Genomic DNA, 20429 nt, shown 5'->3' on the forward strand with positions numbered 1-20429 from the left:
GACGAGAGGCACACGTGCAGGAGAACACAGGCGCAGGCTATTCGGGCGACGCCGAGGTGACGGACGACTTTGGCCTCGCCGGCGTTCCGGACGCTTTCCAGCGCCTCTGGACTCCGCACCGCATGGCATACATCAAGGGCGGGCAGCACCAGTACAAGAACCAGGACGACTGCCCATTCTGCGTTGCTCCGGCCCGCACCGATGAGGAATCCCTGATCGTGTACCGCGGCCGCACCAGCTATGTGGTGCTGAACCTGTTTCCCTACAACCCCGGCCACCTGCTCGTGTGCCCGTACCGCCACGTTCCTGACTACACGGACCTGACCGTCGAGGAGACCGCCGAATTCGCCGACCTCACGCAGACGGCCATGCGTGTGCTGCGGAAGGTGGCAAATCCTGGCGGATTCAACCTGGGCATGAACCAGGGCGTGGTGGGCGGGGCAGGGATTGCCGGGCACCTGCACCAGCACATCGTTCCGCGGTGGGGCGGGGATGGAAACTTTTTCCCCATCATCGCCCAGACCAAGGCGATCACGCAGACACTCGACGAAGTGCGGCAGCAGGTGGCCGACGCGTGGCCGGGGGAGACGCATGCTGAATAGGCATGCCCGCGGGTTCTTCACCGCGCTGTTCTCCCCGCTTGCCCGCTGGCTGCTCAGAATGGGGGTCTCTCCGGACGCCATCACCATTGTCGGCACTGCCGGCGTGGTGATCGGCTCGCTCGTGTTCTACCCGCTCGGGCAGCTCTGGTGGGGGACCCTTTTCATCACCGCCTTCATCTTCTCCGATGTCATCGACGGCATCATGGCGCGGATGCAGGACCGTGAAGGCGCCTGGGGAAACTTCCTGGACTCCACCCTGGACCGGCTGGCCGACGGCGCATTGTTTGCAGGCGTGGCCATCTGGTTTTTTACCGGCGGAGGGGATACCGCGATTGCAGTCGCCGCCGTCGTCTGCCTGGTCCTGGGCATGGTGGTGTCCTACGTCAGGGCCAAGGCGGAGTCCCTGGGCTTTCAGGCGAATGTGGGCATCGCCGAACGCGCCGAACGCCTTGTTTCGCTGCTCGTCGTTACCGGCTTCACCGGGCTGGGACTGCCGAGCATCGTGCTGTTCGTGACCCTGGTGCTGCTTGCCGGTGCCAGCCTCGTCACCGTGGTGCAGCGCGTGCTGGCGGTCCGCCGCCAAGCCACCCAGGACACAGCGCAACCCTGATTAAGCCCCGCCGCCACGGTGGGACTAGTATTAGGACTACCTGGTCCATGGATCCGGGAATCCGGTGTGTGCGAATTGGGGCATTGTGTGCCGTCTGCACCGGGTCGAGAGACCGGATCCAGCAACATCTATCTACCCATAGGGGTTTTTGTGTCTACACCTGATGTAAGCAGCGAAGCCGGCTCGTCCGCCAACAGCGTCACGGGCAGCAACCGCGTCAAGCGCGGCATGGCAGAGATGCTCAAGGGCGGCGTCATCATGGACGTCGTCAACGTCGAACAGGCCCGCATCGCCGAAGACGCCGGTGCCGTTGCCGTGATGGCGCTCGAGCGCGTCCCGGCCGACATCCGCGCCCAGGGCGGCGTGTCTCGCATGTCCGATCCGGACATGATCGACAAGATCATCGACGCCGTCTCCGTGCCGGTCATGGCCAAGGCCCGGATCGGCCACTTCGTCGAGGCGCAGGTCCTGCAGTCCCTCGGCGTGGACTACATCGACGAGTCCGAGGTCCTGACCCCGGCCGATTACACCAACCACATCGACAAGTGGAACTTCACCGTTCCCTTCGTCTGCGGTGCCACCAACCTCGGTGAGGCGCTGCGCCGCATCAACGAGGGCGCGGCGATGATCCGCTCCAAGGGCGAGGCCGGCACTGGCGACGTCTCCAACGCGACCACGCACATGCGCCAGATCCGCGCCGAGCTCCTCAAGCTCGCGGCCCTGCCCGAGGACGAGCTGTACGTCGCGGCCAAGGAACTGCAGGCACCGTACGAACTGGTCAAGGAGGTTGCCTCCACCGGCAAGCTCCCCGTCGTGCTCTTCACCGCCGGCGGCATCGCCACCCCGGCCGACGCCGCAATGATGATGCAGCTCGGCGCCGACGGCGTATTCGTCGGCTCAGGCATCTTCAAGTCCGGCAACCCGGCCCAGCGCGCGGCCGCCGTCGTGAAGGCCACCACCTTCTTCGATGACCCGGACGTCATCGCCAAGGCCTCCCGCGGCCTGGGCGAAGCCATGGTCGGCATCAACGTGGACGAGATCCCGCAGCCGCACCGCCTCGCCGAGCGCGGCTGGTAAAACTCGGCTCTGGTCCGCAACGAACGGTGATGATCCTCTGCGTGCTATTCCCCGCGCCCAGCTAAAGCCGCTTTGCGGCGAGCTGGGTCGCAGGGCCCCTTTTACGCACGCCGCCGGGTCACACCGCCCGTCGCGCTAGCGGCCACTTTACGACGCCGGCCGGTCACCCTGCGGGGTGACCGGCCGGCGTCGTTGTTTGTTGGGGAGGGAGGGGGTTTACTCGAGGCCGCGGCGCTTCAGCAGCGGCTCAAGGGCGGCATCACGGCCGCGGAAGGTGCGGAAGGATTCGAGCGGATCCCGGCTGTTGCCGCGTGAGAGGAGCTCCGCGCGGAATCGGTCCCCGTTGGTCCGGTTGAGTCCTCCGTTCTCGACAAACCAGTCCACGGTTTCCGCGTCAAGGACTTCACTCCAGATGTAGGAGTAGTAGCCGGCGGCGTAGTAGTCGCCCGCGAAGATGTGCTGGAAGTAGCCGGTGCGGTACCGCGGCGGGATGAGCGTGTGCGCCACCCCCGCCGCGGCCAGGGCCTTCGCCTCGAACTCCACGGCGTCCTGAGGAACGCTGCCGGCGTCCAGCACGTGCCACGCCAGGTCAAGCAGCGCTGCGCCGAGGTATTCGGTGGTCGCGAAACCCTCGCCCCAGAGCCGTGACTCGTTCAGCCGGTCCACAACATTCTGGGGGAGCGGTTCGCCTGTGGCATGGTGGCGGGCATAGTTTGCGAGGACCTCCGGCCACATGAGCCACATTTCGTTGACCTGGGACGGATACTCCACGAAGTCCCGGGGCACGTTGGTGCCCGAAAACCGCGGATAGGTGACCTTGGAAAAGAGCCCGTGCAGGGCGTGCCCGAACTCGTGGAAAAGGGTGCGGACCTCATCCAGGGTCAGGAGCGTGGGCTCACCGGCCGGTGGCTTGGAGATGTTGAGGTTGTTGATCACCACGGGCTGTGTGCCCAGGAGGGCCGACTGGTCGACCAGGGAATCCATCCAGGCTCCGCCCCGCTTGGATTCCCGCGTGTAGTAGTCCCCCAGGAACAGTCCCAGCCCGGAGCCGTCGGCGTCGCGCACTTCCCAGACGCGGACATCGGCATGATAGCCGGAGAGCTCCGGACGCTCGTGGAACGTAATGCCATACAGCGAGGTGGCAGCGAAGAACACTCCGTCCACCAGGACCCGGTCCAGTTCAAAGTAGGGCCTGATGGCCTGCTCGTCCACCGCATAACGTTCGCGGCGCACCTTCGCGGAATAGTAGGCCCAGTCCCATGCCTCGAGCGGGTGCCCGGCACTCTCGGCCAGGGCCGCAGCCTCGGTGTCAGCGTTCCGGACAGCGGGCGGGGCCAGCCGGTTGAGCATGGACCGGACCGCCTCGAAATCAGGGGCTGTCTGCCGGTCCACCACGAGTTCGGCGAAGTTGGCGAAGCCCAGCAGGGCGGCCTTCTCGGCGCGCAGCCGCACCATGGACTTGACCAGGTCCTGCACGTCAAGGCTCCCGCCGCTGCTGCCGCGGGCAATAGATGCCTCGTAAAGGCGACGGCGGACGGCGCGGTTCTCCAGCGCGGCCATGGCGGGCTGGTTGCTGGGCTGGATGAGCGTGAGCAGGAACTTTCCCTCGTGGCCCGCCACACGGGCCGCTTCCGCTGCACTGGCGACGTCGTCGGCCGGCAGGCCCGCCAGATCCGCGGCGTCGTCCAAGAGCAGGGCGGCGCTCTTCATCGCATCCTTGACGCGCTGTCCGAACTCTGTGCCGAGGCGCGACAATTCCGCATTCAGCTCCTTGAGCTTTTCCTGGCCTTCGTCACCGAGTTGAATCCCGGACTGCCGGAACTCCTTGAGGTACTCCTCGACGAGCCGGACGGACTCGGCATCGAGGTCTGTCATGTCGATGGCGGCGAAGCGTTCGTACAGGCCGCGGTTGAGGTAGACGGCATCCTGATGGGCAGCGAATCGCGGCGCGAGTTCCGTTTCGAGATTCTGGATCGCCTCCGAAGCATCCGCAGATACCACCGTGAAGAATGCCGAAGCAGCCCGCTGCAGCAGGCGGCCGGAGCGTTCCATGGCCAGCGCGGTGTTCTCGAAGGTCGCCGGGTCGGGGTTGCCTGCGATGGCCTGGATCTCGGCCAGGTGTTCGGCCAGGCCGGCGTCCACGGCCTCGGCGTAGTGGGTGTCCTCGATGGCCTCAAAGGGAGGCAGGCCGAACGGCAATCCGCTCGGGCTCAGCAGGGGATTAGTCATGAAGCAACCCTTTCATGCAGGCGCGGCGTTCACAATGACAGCGTGCGCGTTTTTGGGTGGTGTGCCACCGTAGGATGGCGGATATGGGGAACACATACACCATGCTGATCAGCCGCACCGCCCGGGCCTCTGCGGCGGCGGCGCTCATTGCAGCGCTGGCCTCCTGCGGCGTCATCGCAGGGCAGGACAACGGCCAGGGCAGATCCGACGGCGGCGCCGGGCAGGGGAGCACCAGCGCAACACCTGCTGCTCCGGAGGGATCACCGGATACATCGCCCAGCGCGTCAGTTCCGCCGGCCACAGCACCGTCAGGTACCCCGGCTTCCAGCCAGAACCCGGTTCCCAGCCAGGCGCCGACGCCGGGGGCCGGACCCGAATGCCCGGCTGTCCGCTGTGCGTCTGTGGTGGTCACCGGCGACATGCTGGTGCACACACAGCTGTGGGAGCAGGCCCGCCAGGATGCCTTGGCGGCGGGTTCCAAGGGCTTGGACTTCGAACCGCTGCTGGAAGGCCAGCGGCGGTATATCGAGCAGAGCGACCTCGCCATCTGCCACCAGGAGACTCCCGTGGCGGCCCCGGCGGGCCCGTTCTCGGCGTACCCGTCGTTCAACGTGCCGCCGCAGATCATCGCGGCCGCCAAGGCCGTGGGATACCAGGCGTGCACCACGGCAAGCAACCACACCATCGACCAGGGCACGGCAGGACTGGTCCGGACGCTGGACGCGCTGGACGCTTCCGGGCTGCAGCACACCGGCTCGTACCGGACCGAGGCGGAGTCGAACGGCATCCTGATCATGCCGACGGCCGCCGCCGACATCGCGGTGATCCAGGGCACGTACGGCCTGAACGGCCAGATTCCGGAACAGGACTGGCAGGTGGACATGCTCGATGCCCCGACGATGATCGCCAAGGCGAAGAAGGCGCGGCAGCTCGGCGCGGACATTGTGCTCGGGGTCATGCACGCCGGGGACGAATACGCCAGTGTCCCGAATGCGCAGCAGCAGGAGGTGGCCCACGCGCTGGTGGACAGCGGACAGTTCACCATGATCTACGGGCACCACACGCATTCAGTGCTGCCGATTGAAAAGTACAAGGGAACATGGATTGTCTACGGCCTGGGCAACGGCGTGACGGAACTCTCGCCGGTCTATGCGGTCAACAACGAGGGTCTGCTGGTCCGTGCGCAGTTCAGCCAGGATGCAGCGGGCAAATGGACGGCGGCCGACCTCGGCTGGGCGCCGTCAGTCATTGTCAACGCGCCCTACCGCTGGTGTTCCGTTGCTTCTGACGCACCGCAGGGCGTCTGTGCAAGCCCAGCGGCTGACGCCGAAACCCGGCAGCGGACCAAGGCCGTCGTGGAATCGATGGGGGCCGCGAAGGCGGGGGCCCACGAACTCCTGATCAGCAAGGAGAAGTAGGCCCCTGTTCAGCGCGGCCGGCGGGCCGCGTGTTCCCTGGCAAGCACGGCGAAGTGGTCGTCCGGTTCGCCTGGCGTGAAGGACCCGTACTTGCGTTCGGCGGCGTTCCGGATCAGGAAGTCCGCGATGGCCGGGTTCTTGGGGAGCAGCGACCCGTGAAGGTAGCTCGCCACGATGTTGCGGTAGCGGGCGCCCTCATGGCCGTCCCTGCTGTTGTTGCCGGTTCCTTTGTCAACGGTGCCCAGGGGCTTAACGCCCGGGCCGAGGGTCGTCTGGCCGCTGTGGTTTTCGTAGCCAAGGACCTCGCCGAACTCGGGGGTGGTCACCTTCACGTTGCCGATCAGGCGTTCGTCCGTTCCATGGGTCTCCACATCCAGGATTCCGATGCCCGGAATAACGGTGCCTGAGCGGGTCTTGAAGAAGTGCCCGAACAACTGGTAGAGGCCGCAGATCACCAGCATGGGTGCGTCGTCCTCCGCAAGGCCCCGAAGGGTGTCCGCCCTCATCTGCAGATCGTCCTGGATCACCAACTGGCCGCTGTCCTGCCCGCCGCCGGCGACGATCACATCCACCTCGTCGGGGAAATCGTCGCCCGGGTTGTATTCAAGCAGTTCCGGCGTGTAGCCGTGCCATTTAAGCCGCTGCTGCAGCACCAGGGCGTTGCCCCAGTCACCGTAGATGTTCATGTCGCGCGGATAAAGCTGAAGGACCCGGATGGTCCCCTTGCTGCCTGATGTCCCGGGGGTCATGAGACCACCTCCACTGTGGTGATTTTGGAGAGCTCACGGCGGATGGCGAGCATGGCCGTATATGTGCAGAATACGCGCTTCGGCTTGTCCTTCGCACCGGCGATAAAGGCGGCCAGCGCAGGGGCAATCTCCGTGTCGACAGAGCGCACGGCCACTTCGTCGTACTGCAGGCGCAGGGCCATGTCATAGGCGCGGGAGCCGCTGACCTGGTCCACGCCGTCTTCCCGCAGTGATTCGAAATCGACGTCCCACAGCCAGGACATGTCCCGCCCGTCCGCATAGTTGTCGTTGATTGCGATCATGGTGGCGTACCCGCCCGAGGGAAAGGACTTCAGGCCCAGTCGGAACCCGCTGGGGTTCTTCACGAGCACGAGGTCCAAAGGCAGCCCGTCCACCACCAGGCTTTCGCCGCGGCCGAAGGCGGGAGCCACCTTGGACAGCGCGTCGAGCAGGGCAGCGTGGTCCGCCGTCGCAGCACCGCTGCCGCAGATGCTGCGGGCCAGCACCAGGGCCGCAGCGGCGTTGAAGATGTTGTAGACGCCGCGGAGCTTCATTGAGGTGGTGACAGTGGCGCCGTCGTACTCGAAGTCGGCGCTGTCGGCACCCACCTTGCGAAGCACGACGTCGGCAGCCGGCCTTTGGGGGACAGCCGCCGGAGTGGGGCTGCCGGGCCCGGCGCGCAGCTCGTCGTCGCTGGGAAAGGTGCCCAGCAGGGAATCGTCGAGGCCGAAGTAGCGGACGTCAGGTCCGTGCAGTGTCTCGGCGATCCGCGCCACCCGCGGATCCTCGCGGTTCAAAACCACCGTCCCGGTGGTCTTTTCGGCAATGTGCTGCAGGAGCTGGGCCGTCTTGTCGATTTCCCCGAAGCGGTCCAGCTGGTCGCGCAGCACGTTCAGCAGGAGGCTGTAGCGGGGCGGGACCCGGTTGACGAAGTGCACTGCATGGGCTTCATCAAGCTCAAGCACCGCAATGTCGGCATCTAGGCGTCCCCGCCAGTCGACGTCGCCCAGCAGGGCAGCGGCAACGCCGCGCGTGAAGTTGCTGCCGGTGCGGTTGGTGAAGACCTTCAGGCCCTGGCTTTCCAGGAGCTCCACCACCATCTTCGTGGTGGTGGTTTTGCCGTTGGTTCCGCTGACCACCGCCACCCCGTGGGGGAGGGTGGACAGTGTCCGCTGCATGAAGCCGGGATCGATTTTTTCGACCACCAGACCTGGAAAAGCGGAGCCTCCGCCCCTGAGCCGGGTGACCCGGCGGACGAGCTTGCCGAGCGGAACGCTGAAGGAAAACATGCTCTGTAATATATCCCAGTTGAGGCATGGAACGGGCGGCCGCCCTGCTGGCGGGGGCCGGATCCAGCTTCCGGGACACTATGATTATTGGATGACCAATCCCCTTTCTGCCGCGCAGCCGCGCGTTCGTCCAGGTATCGGTTCAGGATTGCGCATCGGCGTCCTGGCGCTCCAAGGCGACTTTCGCGAGCACCTCCGTTCCGTGGAGGCATCCGGCGCTACCGGCGTCGGGGTCCGCCGTCCGGCGGAACTTGACGGCCTGGACGGGCTCATTATTCCCGGGGGAGAATCCACTGCCATTGACAAGCTGGCGCGGGCCTTTGAGCTCGCTGAACCGCTGCGGAAGCACATCGCCGAAGGGTTGCCCGTCTACGGGTCCTGCGCCGGGATGATCCTCCTCGCCCATGACATTGCGGACCCCGCCACCGATCTTGCCGGCAATCCGCAGCAGACCTTTGGCGGCCTGGATATCACCGTGCGGCGCAATGCCTTCGGGCGCCAGCGGGAATCTTTCGAGACCGACCTTGAGTTCAAGGGCCTGGACTTCAGCGCCACCGAACAGGGTGTCGCTCCCGTGCACGCCGTTTTCATCCGCGGCCCGTGGGTGGAACGGGTGGGGCCGGACGTCGAGGTCCTTGCCCAGGTGGAGCCGGCAGACCCGGCCCATGCCTCCCACGCAGCCGATCTGCAGGGGACAGCTAGAATTGTTGCAGTGCGTTCCGGCCAACTGCTGGCCACCTCCTTCCACCCGGAAGTGACAGGGGAGAAGCGCGTGCATGAACTTTTTATCCGCATGATCAGAGGAGAAGCGTAAAGCATGTCAGGCCACTCCAAATGGGCAACGACCAAGCACAAGAAGGCCATCATTGATAGCCGCAGGGCAAAGTCGTTCGCCAAGCTGATCAAGAACATCGAAGTCGCGGCGCGCATGGGCGGCCCGGACCTTGCCGGCAACCCGGGGCTGGATCTGGCCGTGACCAAGGCCAAGAAAACTTCGGTGCCCAACGACAACATTGACCGCGCCATCAAACGCGGTGCCGGGCTCACCGGCGAAGTCGTTGACTACACGGAGATCATGTATGAAGCCCGCGGTCCCCAGGGCTCCGCGCTCCTCATCGAGTGCCTCACCGACAACAAGAACCGCGCCGCCTCTGAGGTGCGTCTCGCCATTTCCCGCAACGGCGGCACCATCGCCGACCCCGGATCGGTCAGCTACCTGTTCACCCGCAAAGGCGTTGTCACCTTGCCGAAGAACGGCCTGAGCGAGGACGACGTCCTCATGGCAGTCCTCGACGCCGGCGCCGAGGAAGTCAAGGACAACGGTGACACCTTCGAAATCCACTCGGATCCGAAGGACCTCCAGGCCGTCCGCGACGCACTCAAAGATGCCGGGATCGAATACGACACCGACGAAGCTGAGTTCGTGCCGTCCATGGAGGTGCCCCTCGACCTGGATGCCGCCAAGAAGTTCATGAAACTCGTTGACGCCCTGGAAGACCTGGACGACGTCCAGAATGTCTACAGCAACGCCGACCTCAGCGACGAAGTGCAGGCCGCGCTGGAAGCCGAGTGATCCTGAAGCCCTGCTGTGATTTCGTGGCCCGGCCTTGACGCTGCGTGTCCTGGGCGTCGATCCCGGCCTCACCCGCTGTGGCATCGGCGTGGTGGACGTGGAAAAGAACCGTCGCGCCACCATGGTGGCGGTGGGCGTGGTGGGGACCTCTGCCGAGGAGACCCTCGATCAGCGTCTGCTGGTCATTGCCCTCGCCATCGACGAGTGGCTCGACCGGTATGAGCCGCACGTGCTGGCCGTGGAACGGGTCTTCTCCCAGCTCAACGTCAGTACCGTCATGGGCGTCGCGCAGGCTTCGGGCGTTGTGATAGCAGCAGCCGCCCGGCGGGGCATCCCGGTGGCGCTCCACACGCCGTCGGAAGTCAAAGCGGCGGTGACGGGCAGCGGAAACTCCAACAAGGACGCCGTCACGAAGCTCGTGACCAAGATCCTGCGGCTGGACGCCCCGCCGCGGCCGGCAGACGCCGCCGATGCCCTCGCCCTGGCCATTACCCACGCTTGGCGGGCCGGCAGCGGGGCTGCGGTTGCCACCACCGGACCGGGCAGCAGTTCGCTGACTCCGGCCCAGCGGGCGTGGGCAGAAGCGGAAGCAAAGGCGCGGCGCGCCCGGTAAGTGTCCGGGTATATGGCCGGGGAACTTGTTAGGGTATTCGTAGATATGTTCGGATAGTCGGTCGGAAACCTCACATTGGTCCCTCCGGCGGTAGTTCAGGAGCCCGGCCTTGATAAGTTTTCTTCGCGGAACGGTAGCGCACGTGGGCCTGTCCACCGCCGTGATCGACCTTAACGGCGCCGGGATGAGCGTGAACGCCACTCCGCGGACCCTCAGCCGACTCCGGGTTGGCGAGGAGGGTCAACTCTTCACCTCACTGATCGTCAGGGAGGATTCCCTGACACTTTTCGGATTTGCGAGCGACGACGAGCGCGAGGTCTTCGATGTCCTGCTCAGCGTCAGCGGCGTGGGGCCGCGGCTTGCCCTCGCGGTCCTGGCGGTCCATGATCCGGAAGCCATCCGCGTCGCTGCGCACACCGGCGACAGCAAAACGTTCACGAAAGTTCCCGGAATCGGCCCTAAGGTCGCCGGACGCATCGTGCTGGAACTGGCCGGCAAGCTGGTTCCCCATGGCACTGCGCCGAGTGCAGCCCCTGCCCCTTCCGGGGAAGCGGTCTGGAAGCCGCAGGTGGTGGCCGCCATGACCAGCCTCGGCTGGTCGGAAAAGGATGCCACCGGCAGCATCGACAAAGCCCTGGCCGACGCGCCCGACCTTGCCGACCAGGGCAATGTCGCCGAAATACTCCGGACCACGCTGCGGTGGCTAGGCCAGGACGGCGCCCGTGCCGGCAACAGGGTAGGCAGCCGTGGCTGAGCCGTCCCTTGTCGCCGGTGGGGAAGAACCCGAGGAAAAGGCGATCGAGGCCGCCCTGCGGCCCAAGAACCTGCACGATTTCGTGGGCCAGCACCGTGTCCGCAAACAGTTGTCCCTCGTGCTGCAGGCGTCCCGGATGCGTGGCCGCAGCGCCGACCACGTGCTTTTCTCCGGTCCGCCGGGCCTGGGCAAAACCACGCTGGCTATGATTGTCGCAGCCGAGATGAACGCACCCCTCCGGATCAGCAGCGGTCCGGCGATCCAGCATGCGGGGGATCTAGCCGCTATCCTTTCCTCGCTGTCTGAGGGCGAGGTCCTATTCCTTGATGAAATCCACCGGATGTCCCGCCCCGCGGAGGAAATGCTCTACATGGCGATGGAGGACTTCCGGGTGGACATTGTGGTGGGCAAGGGCGCCGGAGCCACGGCCATCCCGCTGGAACTGCCGGCATTCACCCTGGTCGGCGCCACCACCCGCGCCGGGCTGCTGCCTGGACCCCTGCGTGACCGGTTCGGTTTCACCGGTCACCTGGAGTTCTACTCCGTGGAGGAGCTGGAGTTGGTCCTGCGCAGGTCCGCCGGTCTCCTGGACCTGAAGGTGAACTCGGCAGGGTTCAGCGAAATCGCCGGACGGTCCCGCGGGACGCCGCGAATCGCCAACCGGCTGCTGCGAAGGGTGAGGGACTGGGCCCTGGTGCACGGCATTGAGCAGATCGACGCCAGATCCGCCTCGGCCGCGCTGGACATGTACGAAGTGGACAAGCGCGGCCTGGACCGGTTGGACCGGTCCGTGCTCGAGGCGCTCATCACCAAATTCGGCGGAGGGCCGGTAGGCCTCTCCACGCTGGCGATCGCCGTCGGCGAGGAACCCGAAACGGTCGAGACCGTTGCCGAGCCGTACCTGGTCCGGGAGGGGCTCCTTGGCCGGACGCCCCGGGGACGCATTGCCATGGCCCCGGCATGGACACACTTGGGATTCGCCGTTCCCGACGGCGTCTTCGGGCAGGAGGCTCTGGACCTGTTCGGATCGGACCCTGAAGATGAACAATCCACTGCGGACTGGATCTCGAACGCCCAATAACAGCGGCCTTTCAGCTTTTCCCTCTAGACTGGAATGACGCTCGGCACGTCCGTGTCTTCGTTTCCGCGGCCCGCCCTCCGGGGGACGGCCGACCCGGGCATGTATTCTGCCCGGGAGTGCGGCGCGAAACGGACGCTGCTGTCAACCAGCTACGCAAGTACAGAATGGAACTTCCACGTGTTCGGAAATATAACTGCCCAGGCCCAGCCTCAGGCCGGTGGCGGCATCGACATCATGACCATCCTGCTGTTCGTCATGCTCGGCATCTTTATCTTCATGATGTTCCGCCGCAACAAGAAGACTCAGCAGCAGCAGGCCGCGCTGCAGTCGCAGTTCGCTCCCGGCGTTGAGGTCATGACGAGCTTCGGCCTTTTCGGCCGCATCGTCTCGATCGATAACGAGGAGAACAAGGTTGTACTGGAACTGTCTCCCGGCAACCTGGCCACCGTCCACCGCCAGGCCGTCACCAAGATCCTGGAACCCGCGGCGGCTGACACCACCCCCGTGCCGGACGACGCTTCCTCCCTTACCGTCGACACCGAGGGCAGCGCGCCGACAACGGCCGAAGCCCAGGACGACGCCGCGAAGCGCAGCAACGACGAAGGCAAGAAGGACATCTAGTCCACCGGCGCGTTAGCGCGCCGCTTATTATCTCTTCGGCCGCGGCCCGCCGTCGGGACGGGCAAGCAGCCCGCACCGGCGGCTGCTCCGTAATAACAGAAAGATCGACAATGGCACGAACTGGCCACAAGAAATCAGCCATCAGGGTGCTGGTCTGGCTTGGCGTAATTCTGGCTGTCATGACGGCCGTCCTCGCGGGCGGCACCATGGCCGGACAAGCCAGCTGGACCCCCAAGCTGGCCCTTGACCTTGAGGGCGGCACCCAGATGATCCTGGCGCCCAAGGTGGAGGGCGGTTCGGACATCAACGAAGAGCAGCTCAACCAGGCGGTCGCGATCATCCGCCAGCGCGTCGACGGTTCGGGTGTCGCTGAGGCTGAAATCAGCACCCAGTCCGGCCGCAACGTCGTGGTAAGCCTTCCGGGCACGCCCTCCTCGGAGACCCGGGCGCTGATCCAGGCGTCGGCCGATATGAACTTCCGTCCTGTGCTGTTGAACGGGCCCGGAACGCCGGTTCCTGCGGCAGAGCGCACCCCGGAGGCGAAACTGCCCAAGCCCACCGCCAAGCCGGAGAACGGCAGCGATTCGAACTGGATCACAGCGGACATCATGAAGCAGTTTGAGGCACTGGACTGTGCCAATCCTGCACAGGACAAGCAGGAGCGCTCGGATCCCGCCAAGCCGCTGGTCACCTGCGAGCCGGCCACCGACGAGACCCCGGCGATCAAGTACATCCTGGGCCCGGTTGAGGTCAAGGGCGTCGAGATCCAGGGTTCTACGTTCCAGCTCCAGCAGGGCGCCCAGGGTGCTGTCACCAACGAGTGGGCAGTCAACATCCAGTTCAACGCCGAGGGCACGGCCAAGTTCAAGACGGTCACCGAACGGCTTAACCAGTTCTACGTGGCGGCCGGCGGAGAGACCGGTACCGATCCCAAGTCGCAGTTCGCCATCGTCCTCGATGACCAGGTCATTTCCGCTCCGCGGGCCCAGGCCGTGATCACCGACGGCCGGCCGCAGATCACCGGCGGGTTCACCGAACAGTCCGCCAAAGCGCTGTCCGACCAGCTGCGCTTCGGCGCGCTGCCCATCAGCTTCGACATCCAGAGTGAGCAGCAGATTTCGGCGACCCTGGGTGGTGAGCAGCTCCGGATGGGGCTGCTGGCAGGCCTTATCGGGCTGTTGCTCGTGGTTGTCTACTCCCTGTTCCAGTACCGGGCCCTCGGCTTCGTCACCATCGCCTCGCTGGTTGTGGCCGGTGCACTGACTTACTTGGCGATCGCCGTTCTTGGGTGGACGGAAAACTACCGTCTGTCCCTGGCCGGCGTCGCCGGTATCATCGTCGCCATCGGCCAGACCGCCGACTCGTTCATTGTTTACTTCGAACGCATCCGTGACGAGCTCCGTGAGGGCCGCGGCCTGGTTTCGGCCGTCGAGAACGGATGGAAGCGGGCCAAGCGCACGGTCCTGGCCTCCAAGGCGGTCAACCTCCTGGCGGCACTGGTGCTCTATTTCGTGGCCGTCGGCAACGTGCGCGGCTTCGCCTTCACTCTCGGCCTGACCGCCATCGCCGACCTGATTGTCGTCTTCATGTTCACGCACCCGACCCTCCAGCTCCTGGCCCGGACCCGCTTCTTCGGCGAAGGCCACCGGTTCTCGGGCCTCGACCCCGAACGCCTGGGCGCCGTCCCGCTCTACAGGGGCGCCGGCAGGATCCGGACCCCGGAGGAAAGGCCCGCCGTCGTGCGCGCCAAGAATACGGGAGCGTCAGCCGAGGCGGAGCGCCGGATGACGATCGCAGAACGACGCCTCGCGGAAAAGCAGCAGCAGCTTGCGGGTTCCTCCAAGGGCGCCAACAAGGAGGGCAAGTAATGGCTAGAAGCTTTGCGACATTCGGTAACGAGCTCTACACAGGAAAACGCTCCTACGACTTTGTCGAGCGGAAGAAACTGTGGTTCCTGATCGCGCTTGCCGCGGTGGCACTGTCGATCCTTATCCCGGTGGTCAAGGGCGGGTTCAACCTGGGCATCGAGTTCCGGGGCGGCTCGGAATTCACCGTTTCCAACGTCAAGAGCACGGACGCGGGACTCGGCGAAAAGGCCGTGGAAGACGTCGTCCCGGGCAGTGTTCCGCGCGTCGCCAACGTCGCCGGGACCACGATGCGCATCCAGACGGACAAGCTCTCCGACGACGAAACCCTGAAAATCAAGGAAGGCCTGACCACTGCCTACGGCGTCACCGACAACGAGGTGACCTCGACGTTCGTCGGGCCCACCTGGGGTGCCGATGTCACCAAGCAGGCGCTCATCGGCCTGGTGATCTTCGTGGGGTTGGCGACCGTCCTCATGGCGCTGTACTTCCGGACCTGGAAGATGTCCCTGTCGGCCATCGCGGGCATGGTGGTGACGATGTTCATCACGGCCGGCGTGTACGCCCTCAGCGACTTCGAAGTGACGCCGTCGGCCATCATTGGCTTCCTGACGGTGCTCAGCTATTCCCTGTATGACACCGTGGTGGTGTTCGACAAGATCCGCGAAAACACGGCCGACATCGACATTTCCACCCGGCGGACGTTCGGCGAGGAAGTCAACCTGGCCGTCAACCAGACCCTCGTCCGTTCGATCAACACCATGATGGTGGCCATTCTCCCGGTGGCTGCGATCCTGTTCATCGGTGCAGGCCTGCTGGGTGCCGGAACCCTGCGGGACCTTTCGCTGGCGCTGTTCGTCGGGATCCTGATCGGCACGGCAGCAACGATTTTCATCGCAGCGCCGATGTATGCGTGGCTGCGTCAGAACGAGCCCGAACTGGTCAAGCAGGCAAAGCGTGTGGAGCACCGCCGTGCAGACGCAGCTGCCAGGGCTTCCGCCGAACCAGCCAAGGCCTGACAGTCTCAAGCTGAAGGCCGGACGCCGTCGATTCGACGGTATCCGGCCTTTTGCGTCGGTGTGCTGTCGTTCGGCGACGTTCCGGTTATCAGGCAGGCCCGCGGCGGGAATAGACTGGAATAATTAAACGGGTCGTGAGGGGTGCTTCATTGGAAGAACGTTCGACGTCGGCGCCAGAGGCTGCCGGTCATGACAGTCGGGGCCAGGGCCCGCAGACTGGTCTCGTGGCTGCCGGACGTCCCGGCCCGGGTGTGCCGGTGGACAACTCCGGCGTGCGTCCCACGTTTCCCGGCCGGCGCGAGCGTACCCGGTCCCGGCTCGCGAGGCTGACCGGCCGCGGCACCGCGACATATTCGCCCATCCTGGAGCCCCTGCTCCGGACCGTCCGCGCGAACAATCCCAAAGAGGACTTCGACCTCATCCAGCGCGCTTTCGTGGTGGCCGAGCAGAGCCACCGCGGACAGAAGCGCAAGAGCGGCGATCCATACATCACGCACCCCGTGGCGGTGGCTACGATCCTCGCCGAACTCGGGCTCAGCGGGACCACGCTGGCCGCTGCGCTGCTGCACGACACCGTCGAAGACACTCCCTATACCCTCGAGGACCTGAAGGCCGACTTCGGACCGGAAGTGGCCATGCTGGTGGACGGTGTCACCAAGCTGGACAAGGTCAGCTTCGGCGAGGCCGCGCAGTCCGAAACTGTCCGCAAGATGGTCGTGGCGATGGCCAAGGACATCCGCGTGCTGATGATCAAACTGGCCGACCGCCTGCACAACGCCCGGACGTGGCGCTTCGTGTCCGCCGAGTCATCGGCGCGCAAGGCACGCGAGACGCTCGAGATCTTTGCCCCCCTCGCGCACCGCCTTGGCATGAACACGATCAAGTGGGAACTCGAGGATCTCTCCTTTGCCGCACTGTATCCCAAGGTCTATGAGGAAATAGTCCGTATGGTGGGTGACCGGACACCTGAGCGCGAAAAGAGCCTGAGCGTGATCCGGAACCAGATCGCCGAGGACCTTCGCGTGGCCAAAATCAAGGCCACCATCACCGGGCGGCCGAAGCACTATTACTCGATCTACCAGAAGATGATCGTCCGGGACAAGGACTTCGACGACATCAACGACCTCATGGGCGTGCGCGTGCTGGTGGACTCGGTGCGCGACTGTTACGCCGCGCTGGGCACCCTGCATTCGCGCTGGAACCCCCTTCCCGGGCGGTTCAAGGACTACATCGCGATGCCCAAGTTCAACATGTACCAGTCGTTGCACACCACCGTGATCGGCCCGGGCGGCAAGCCTGTGGAGATCCAGATCCGCACCCACGAGATGCACCGGCGGGCCGAGTACGGCGTTGCCGCCCACTGGAAATACAAGGACCAGCCCAACCGCACGGCAGCGGCGCCAGGCAGCCCCCGCGACGGGGACATGGGCTGGCTGCGGTCACTGGTGGACTGGCAGCAGGAGACCTCTGACCCGGGTGAATTCCTGGACTCGCTGCGTTTTGAGATCAATGCCAGGGAAGTCTTCGTGTTCACGCCCAAGGGCGAAGTCATGGCGCTGCCGGCCGGCTCCACACCCGTGGACTTTGCCTATGCGGTGCATACCGAGGTGGGCCACCGCACCATCGGTGCCCGGGTCAACGGGAAGCTCGTGCCGCTCAACAGCGAACTGAACCACGGCGACTGGGTGGAAATCTTCACGTCGAAGGCCGAAGGGGCCGGACCGAGCCAGGACTGGCAGCACTTCGTCAAGAGCGCCCGGGCTCGGAACAAGATCCGCCAGTGGTTCAGCAAGGAACGCCGCGAGGAGGCCATTGACCGTGGCAAGGAGCTGCTGACCCGCGCCATGCGGAAGCAGAACCTGCCGCTGCAGCGCCTGATGACCCACGATGCGCTGGCGGCAGTGGCCGAGGAATTCAAATATGTGGACATCTCCGGGCTGTACGCCGGCGTGGGCGACGGACACACCTCGGCGCAGCACGTCATGGAAAAGCTCGTCGACATGCTCGGCGGGAACGAGACGCCGGAAGACGACCTCACCGAGGTCAGCATCCCCACCCAGGTCAGCAAGGCGCGTTTCTCCGACTCCGGCGTGGTGGTCCGGGGCGTAGGCGACGTCTGGGTCAAGCTGGCGCGCTGTTGCACTCCGGTGCCGCCAGATCCCATCCTGGGGTTCGTCACGCGGGGCTCGGGCGTTTCCGTGCACCGGACGGACTGCACGAACATCTCCGACCTGAAGGACCAGCCGGACAGGATCGTGGATGTTGACTGGGCACCGACGCAGTCCAGCGTGTTCCTCGTGGAGATTCAGGTGGAGGCCCTGGACAGGAAGTCGCTGCTCTCGGACGTCACCCGCGTGCTTTCGGAGAACCACGTGAATATCCTCGCCGCGAGTGTGCACACGTCAACGGACCGTGTGGCCATCTCCAAGTTTGCCTTCGAGATGGGTGATCCCAAGTACCTGAGCCACGTGCTTAGCGCCGTCCGGCGGATCGACGGTGTCTTTGATGTCTACCGGACCACGGGGAACCGCCGGCGAAGCTAGGGCCAGTTTGTCCAGGGCCGCCTTCTTGTGGGGCAGCCTGGGCGATGCCTCCACTGCCAGCACCAGCAACCGGATACGGACATCAAGTTCGGGCCTTTCCAACAGCTGGCGCAATGCCGGGACGGCACGCTCGGCGTCCACGTGCAGGGCGATGTCCAGTGCGGTGCGCAGCGGGCTGGAAACCATCAGGCCGCCGAGGCTGACGACATCAAAGGGACCGAGCCGTACCTCATGGAGCGTGCAGCCGCGGGTTGCGCGCAGGCTGGAAATACGGCGCTTGGCATCCACCAGGAGGGCCATCCGGTCCGGTTCACGGGCGCACCCGTAGATCCAGGCAGCCGTCATCCGTCCCGCCACCACACGTTGCCGGATGGCAGGCGGCACCGCATTCGCTGCCGCGCGTGCCCGCAGCTGGGGCGAAGCCTCAACGCCCGGCACGGTGTAGCCGTGCTGGTGGAGCTGCGTCAGCACGCCGTCGGCCGCCATGGACTGCAGCTCGGGCGACGAAAACAGCTGCCCGGGCGCGTAGAGGTCCAGGAACTGGCCGGGGGAGTCAGCGGCGCCCGATGCGAGTGGGACCGACGTGCGCGGAGACGCCCTGCCGGGCGTTGTAGACGCTTCCATCCAGCCATCGTGCCTGACGGGCCGGAACGCGTACAGGCCCCGCCCCGGTCATGTGGATAACCGGGGCGGGGCCTGCAGAACTCTGACTAGGAGAGCTCGCTGGCGGATCGCTGGATCTGGTCCAGCCAGGCCTGGCGGGCGTCAAGGGCTTCGCGGGCGGCCTTGATCTTGCGCTGGTCCCCGGCCTTCTCGGCCTTCTCCAGGTCGTCCCTGAGTCCGGCGATGGCGGACTCGAGCTGGCTCAAGGCGCTGTTGGTGCGGGCTTTGGTCTCAGGGTTGGAACGCTGCCAGTTTTCCTCCTCGGCCTGCCGGACGGCGTCCTCTATCCTGCGCAGTCCTGCCTCGACACGTCCCATGTCCGCGCGGGGCACCTTTCCGGCGTCCTCCCAGCGGTCACGGATGGACTGCAGTGCCTTCTTGGCGGCACTGAGGTCCTTGACGGGAAGGATGGTGTTGGCCTCCTCGAGCAGGGCTTCCTTCACTTTGAGGTTGGCGGCGTATTCCTGGTCGATCTCGTCGTTCGCGGCCTGCCGGTTCGTGAAGAAGACGTCCTGGGCGGCACGGAACCGTGCCCACAGCGCGTCATCGTCCTTGCGGCTGGCGCGGGGGGAGGCCTTCCACTCGTCCATCAGGCGGCGGTATTCACCTGCAGCGAATCCCCAGTCCGTCGAGGAGGACAGGGCCTCAGCCTCGGCGATCAGCTTTTCCTTCGCGGCCTTGGCTGCCGAGTTGTTGCTGTCCAGCTGGGAGAAGTAGGCGCGGCGGTGGCGGTCAAACACGGTGCGGGCGGCACGGAACCGCTTCCAGAGGGCGTCCTCATTGCTGCGGCCGAGGCGGACTCCGCTCTTTTGCGCGGCCTTCCAGCTCTCGAACAGTTCGTTCATCCTGGCGCTGGAGGTCTTCCACTGGATATGGGCCGGATCTGTTCCCGAGATGGCTTCGGCTTCGGCGACGATGGCTTCACGCGCGGCCAGTTCGGCTGCGCGGACGGCGTCGTGCTGTGCCTTCTCTGCCTTTTCGAGCTCGGTGATCTGTGTGGCCAGCGTGTCCAGGCGGCCTTCAGCCGAACGGATGTCGCCCACCATGTTCCGCTCAGCCAGCTGCTCGCGCAGGTGCGTGACGGTCTTCTGCATGTCCGTGGTGGGGGCCTTGGACGCAACCCGCTGCTCCAGCAGAAGGATCTGGGCCACGACGTCGTCGTACTTCCGGGCAAAGTAGGCCAGGGCCTCGTCATCGCTGACGTCCGGGTACTGTCCGACCGGGTGTTCCTCGCCGTCGATGGTCAGGAAAACGTGGCCGTCTCCTTCAACACGGCCCCAGCGGGCCGCTTCAGCGAGCGACGTAGCCGACGGCGCGGTCACCGGCGCGACAGTGGCCGCGGGGCCTGCCTTCGGGCGCGCAGCAAAAGCTGCCGGTGACGGGGCGGGCCGCGGCGACGGGGCCGGGTGGGCGGCGGGCGACTCCGCGCGTGCCTCTTCCGCAGGTTCTTCTCCAGCGTCCTGCGCGGGTGCCTCAACCGCAGCTTCTTCTCCAGCGTCCGCCGGTGCCTGTTCTACCGAAGCAGCTTCCGCAGGAGCAGCGTCTGCCGGCGCAGCCTCCTCCGGAGCTTCTGCCGGCTGCGTTTCGTCGGCCTGGGTACCTTCGGCAGCTGCCTCCCCGGGCCCGGCCGGAGGAGCCGGAGCCTCAATCAGGTCTGCTGCCGCTGTTTCGTCGGATTTCTGACTGTCTGTCACCGCTAAAAGTCTTTCGCTTGGAGGAAAAT

General features: G+C 65.4%; 17 protein-coding genes. 13 read left to right on the forward strand and 4 right to left on the reverse strand.

The genetic code is table 11. The features are described 5' to 3' along the window. The first annotated feature begins 14 nt into the window (after nucleotides 1-14). From ACIP90_RS01265 to pdxS, 3 genes are all read left to right on the forward strand, one after another. Complete coding sequence (locus ACIP90_RS01265; RefSeq protein ID WP_400576046.1) at nucleotides 15-602, forward strand: HIT family protein; 588 nt, start codon at nucleotides 15-17, stop codon at nucleotides 600-602. After that, nucleotides 592-1212 carry a phosphatidylinositol phosphate synthase gene (gene pgsA, locus ACIP90_RS01270; protein ID WP_400576048.1) on the forward strand — a complete coding sequence of 207 codons (621 nt, stop codon included), beginning with the start codon at nucleotides 592-594 and terminating at the stop codon, nucleotides 1210-1212. The genes ACIP90_RS01265 and pgsA overlap by 11 nt, the downstream gene beginning before the upstream one ends. Nucleotides 1213-1362: 150 nt before the next feature. Then, nucleotides 1363-2289: a pyridoxal 5'-phosphate synthase lyase subunit PdxS gene (gene pdxS / locus ACIP90_RS01275; protein WP_400576050.1), complete on the forward strand. Its 927-nt coding sequence runs from the start codon at nucleotides 1363-1365 to the stop codon at nucleotides 2287-2289. 216 nt (nucleotides 2290-2505) lie between these two features. Here pdxS and ACIP90_RS01280 read toward each other — a convergent pair whose 3' ends face one another. Continuing rightward, nucleotides 2506-4518: a M3 family metallopeptidase gene (locus ACIP90_RS01280; RefSeq protein ID WP_400576052.1), complete on the reverse strand. Its 2013-nt coding sequence runs from the start codon at nucleotides 4516-4518 to the stop codon at nucleotides 2506-2508. Between the two features lie 83 nt (nucleotides 4519-4601). Between ACIP90_RS01280 and ACIP90_RS01285 the strand changes: the two genes are divergently transcribed. After that, a complete protein-coding gene (locus ACIP90_RS01285; protein WP_400576053.1) occupies nucleotides 4602-5936 on the forward strand; it encodes a CapA family protein in 1335 nt (444 codons plus the stop codon). Between the two features lie 8 nt (nucleotides 5937-5944). Here ACIP90_RS01285 and ACIP90_RS01290 read toward each other — a convergent pair whose 3' ends face one another. Further along, the gene (locus ACIP90_RS01290) at nucleotides 5945-6685 is read right to left on the reverse strand and encodes a type 1 glutamine amidotransferase (protein ID WP_400576054.1); all 741 of its coding nucleotides are present in this window, start codon (nucleotides 6683-6685) and stop codon (nucleotides 5945-5947) included. Beyond that, entirely contained in the window at nucleotides 6682-7974 is a 1293-nt protein-coding gene (locus ACIP90_RS01295) for a MurT ligase domain-containing protein (protein WP_400576056.1), read from the reverse strand. Before ACIP90_RS01295 ends, ACIP90_RS01290 begins: the two co-directional genes overlap by 4 nt. A 91-nt stretch (nucleotides 7975-8065) precedes the next feature. Between ACIP90_RS01295 and pdxT the strand changes: the two genes are divergently transcribed. The 9 genes from pdxT (at nucleotide 8066) to ACIP90_RS01340 (ending at nucleotide 18043) form a co-directional block, all read left to right on the forward strand. After that, nucleotides 8066-8788 (forward strand): pyridoxal 5'-phosphate synthase glutaminase subunit PdxT, encoded by a 723-nt coding sequence (pdxT, locus tag ACIP90_RS01300; protein WP_400576057.1) that lies wholly within the window; start codon nucleotides 8066-8068, stop codon nucleotides 8786-8788. Nucleotides 8789-8791: 3 nt separating this feature from the next. Next, on the forward strand, nucleotides 8792-9547 hold the full coding sequence (locus ACIP90_RS01305; RefSeq protein ID WP_400576059.1) for a YebC/PmpR family DNA-binding transcriptional regulator: 756 nt from the start codon (nucleotides 8792-8794) through the stop codon (nucleotides 9545-9547). A gap of 34 nt (nucleotides 9548-9581) precedes the next feature. After that, nucleotides 9582-10160 (forward strand): crossover junction endodeoxyribonuclease RuvC, encoded by a 579-nt coding sequence (gene ruvC / locus ACIP90_RS01310; protein WP_400576061.1) that lies wholly within the window; start codon nucleotides 9582-9584, stop codon nucleotides 10158-10160. A 109-nt stretch (nucleotides 10161-10269) separates the two neighbouring features. Continuing rightward, nucleotides 10270-10914: a Holliday junction branch migration protein RuvA gene (ruvA, locus tag ACIP90_RS01315; RefSeq protein WP_400576062.1), complete on the forward strand. Its 645-nt coding sequence runs from the start codon at nucleotides 10270-10272 to the stop codon at nucleotides 10912-10914. Further along, nucleotides 10907-11995, forward strand: coding sequence for a Holliday junction branch migration DNA helicase RuvB (gene ruvB / locus ACIP90_RS01320; protein WP_400576063.1), 1089 nt, complete (start codon nucleotides 10907-10909; stop codon nucleotides 11993-11995). The genes ruvA and ruvB overlap by 8 nt, the downstream gene beginning before the upstream one ends. A 234-nt stretch (nucleotides 11996-12229) precedes the next feature. Then, entirely contained in the window at nucleotides 12230-12616 is a 387-nt protein-coding gene (gene yajC / locus ACIP90_RS01325) for a preprotein translocase subunit YajC (RefSeq protein ID WP_400576768.1), read from the forward strand. Between the two features lie 110 nt (nucleotides 12617-12726). Next, nucleotides 12727-14484, forward strand: a complete 1758-nt coding sequence (secD, locus tag ACIP90_RS01330; RefSeq protein WP_400576065.1) for a protein translocase subunit SecD — start codon at nucleotides 12727-12729, stop codon at nucleotides 14482-14484. Beyond that, the gene (gene secF, locus ACIP90_RS01335; protein WP_400576067.1) at nucleotides 14484-15500 is read left to right on the forward strand and encodes a protein translocase subunit SecF; all 1017 of its coding nucleotides are present in this window, start codon (nucleotides 14484-14486) and stop codon (nucleotides 15498-15500) included. The genes secD and secF overlap by 1 nt, the downstream gene beginning before the upstream one ends. A 149-nt stretch (nucleotides 15501-15649) precedes the next feature. Then, entirely contained in the window at nucleotides 15650-18043 is a 2394-nt protein-coding gene (locus ACIP90_RS01340; protein WP_400576069.1) for a RelA/SpoT family protein, read from the forward strand. A 710-nt stretch (nucleotides 18044-18753) separates the two neighbouring features. Here the strand turns inward: ACIP90_RS01340 and ACIP90_RS01345 are convergent. Beyond that, nucleotides 18754-20400, reverse strand: coding sequence for a DUF349 domain-containing protein (locus ACIP90_RS01345; protein WP_400576071.1), 1647 nt, complete (start codon nucleotides 20398-20400; stop codon nucleotides 18754-18756). Nucleotides 20401-20429 lie beyond the last annotated feature (29 nt).

This window comes from Arthrobacter sp. NPDC093139 (genome assembly GCF_044754165.1).
Classification (GTDB): domain Bacteria; phylum Actinomycetota; class Actinomycetes; order Actinomycetales; family Micrococcaceae; genus Arthrobacter.

What these genes read in the sequence shown, in the direction of transcription:
- ACIP90_RS01305 (WP_400576059.1), top strand. Translation starts at nt 8,792, where the DNA reads ATGTCAGGCCACTCCAAATGGGCAACGACCAAGCACAAGAAGGCCATC.
- ACIP90_RS01285 (WP_400576053.1), top strand. Translation starts at nt 4,602, where the DNA reads ATGGGGAACACATACACCATGCTGATCAGCCGCACCGCCCGGGCCTCT.
- ACIP90_RS01295 (WP_400576056.1), bottom strand. Translation starts at nt 7,974, where the DNA reads ATGTTTTCCTTCAGCGTTCCGCTCGGCAAGCTCGTCCGCCGGGTCACC.
- secF (WP_400576067.1), top strand. Translation starts at nt 14,484, where the DNA reads ATGGCTAGAAGCTTTGCGACATTCGGTAACGAGCTCTACACAGGAAAA.
- yajC (WP_400576768.1), top strand. Translation starts at nt 12,230, where the DNA reads ATGACCATCCTGCTGTTCGTCATGCTCGGCATCTTTATCTTCATGATG.
- secD (WP_400576065.1), top strand. Translation starts at nt 12,727, where the DNA reads ATGGCACGAACTGGCCACAAGAAATCAGCCATCAGGGTGCTGGTCTGG.
- pdxT (WP_400576057.1), top strand. Translation starts at nt 8,066, where the DNA reads ATGACCAATCCCCTTTCTGCCGCGCAGCCGCGCGTTCGTCCAGGTATC.
- ACIP90_RS01290 (WP_400576054.1), bottom strand. Translation starts at nt 6,685, where the DNA reads ATGACCCCCGGGACATCAGGCAGCAAGGGGACCATCCGGGTCCTTCAG.
- pgsA (WP_400576048.1), top strand. Translation starts at nt 592, where the DNA reads ATGCTGAATAGGCATGCCCGCGGGTTCTTCACCGCGCTGTTCTCCCCG.
- ACIP90_RS01280 (WP_400576052.1), bottom strand. Translation starts at nt 4,518, where the DNA reads ATGACTAATCCCCTGCTGAGCCCGAGCGGATTGCCGTTCGGCCTGCCT.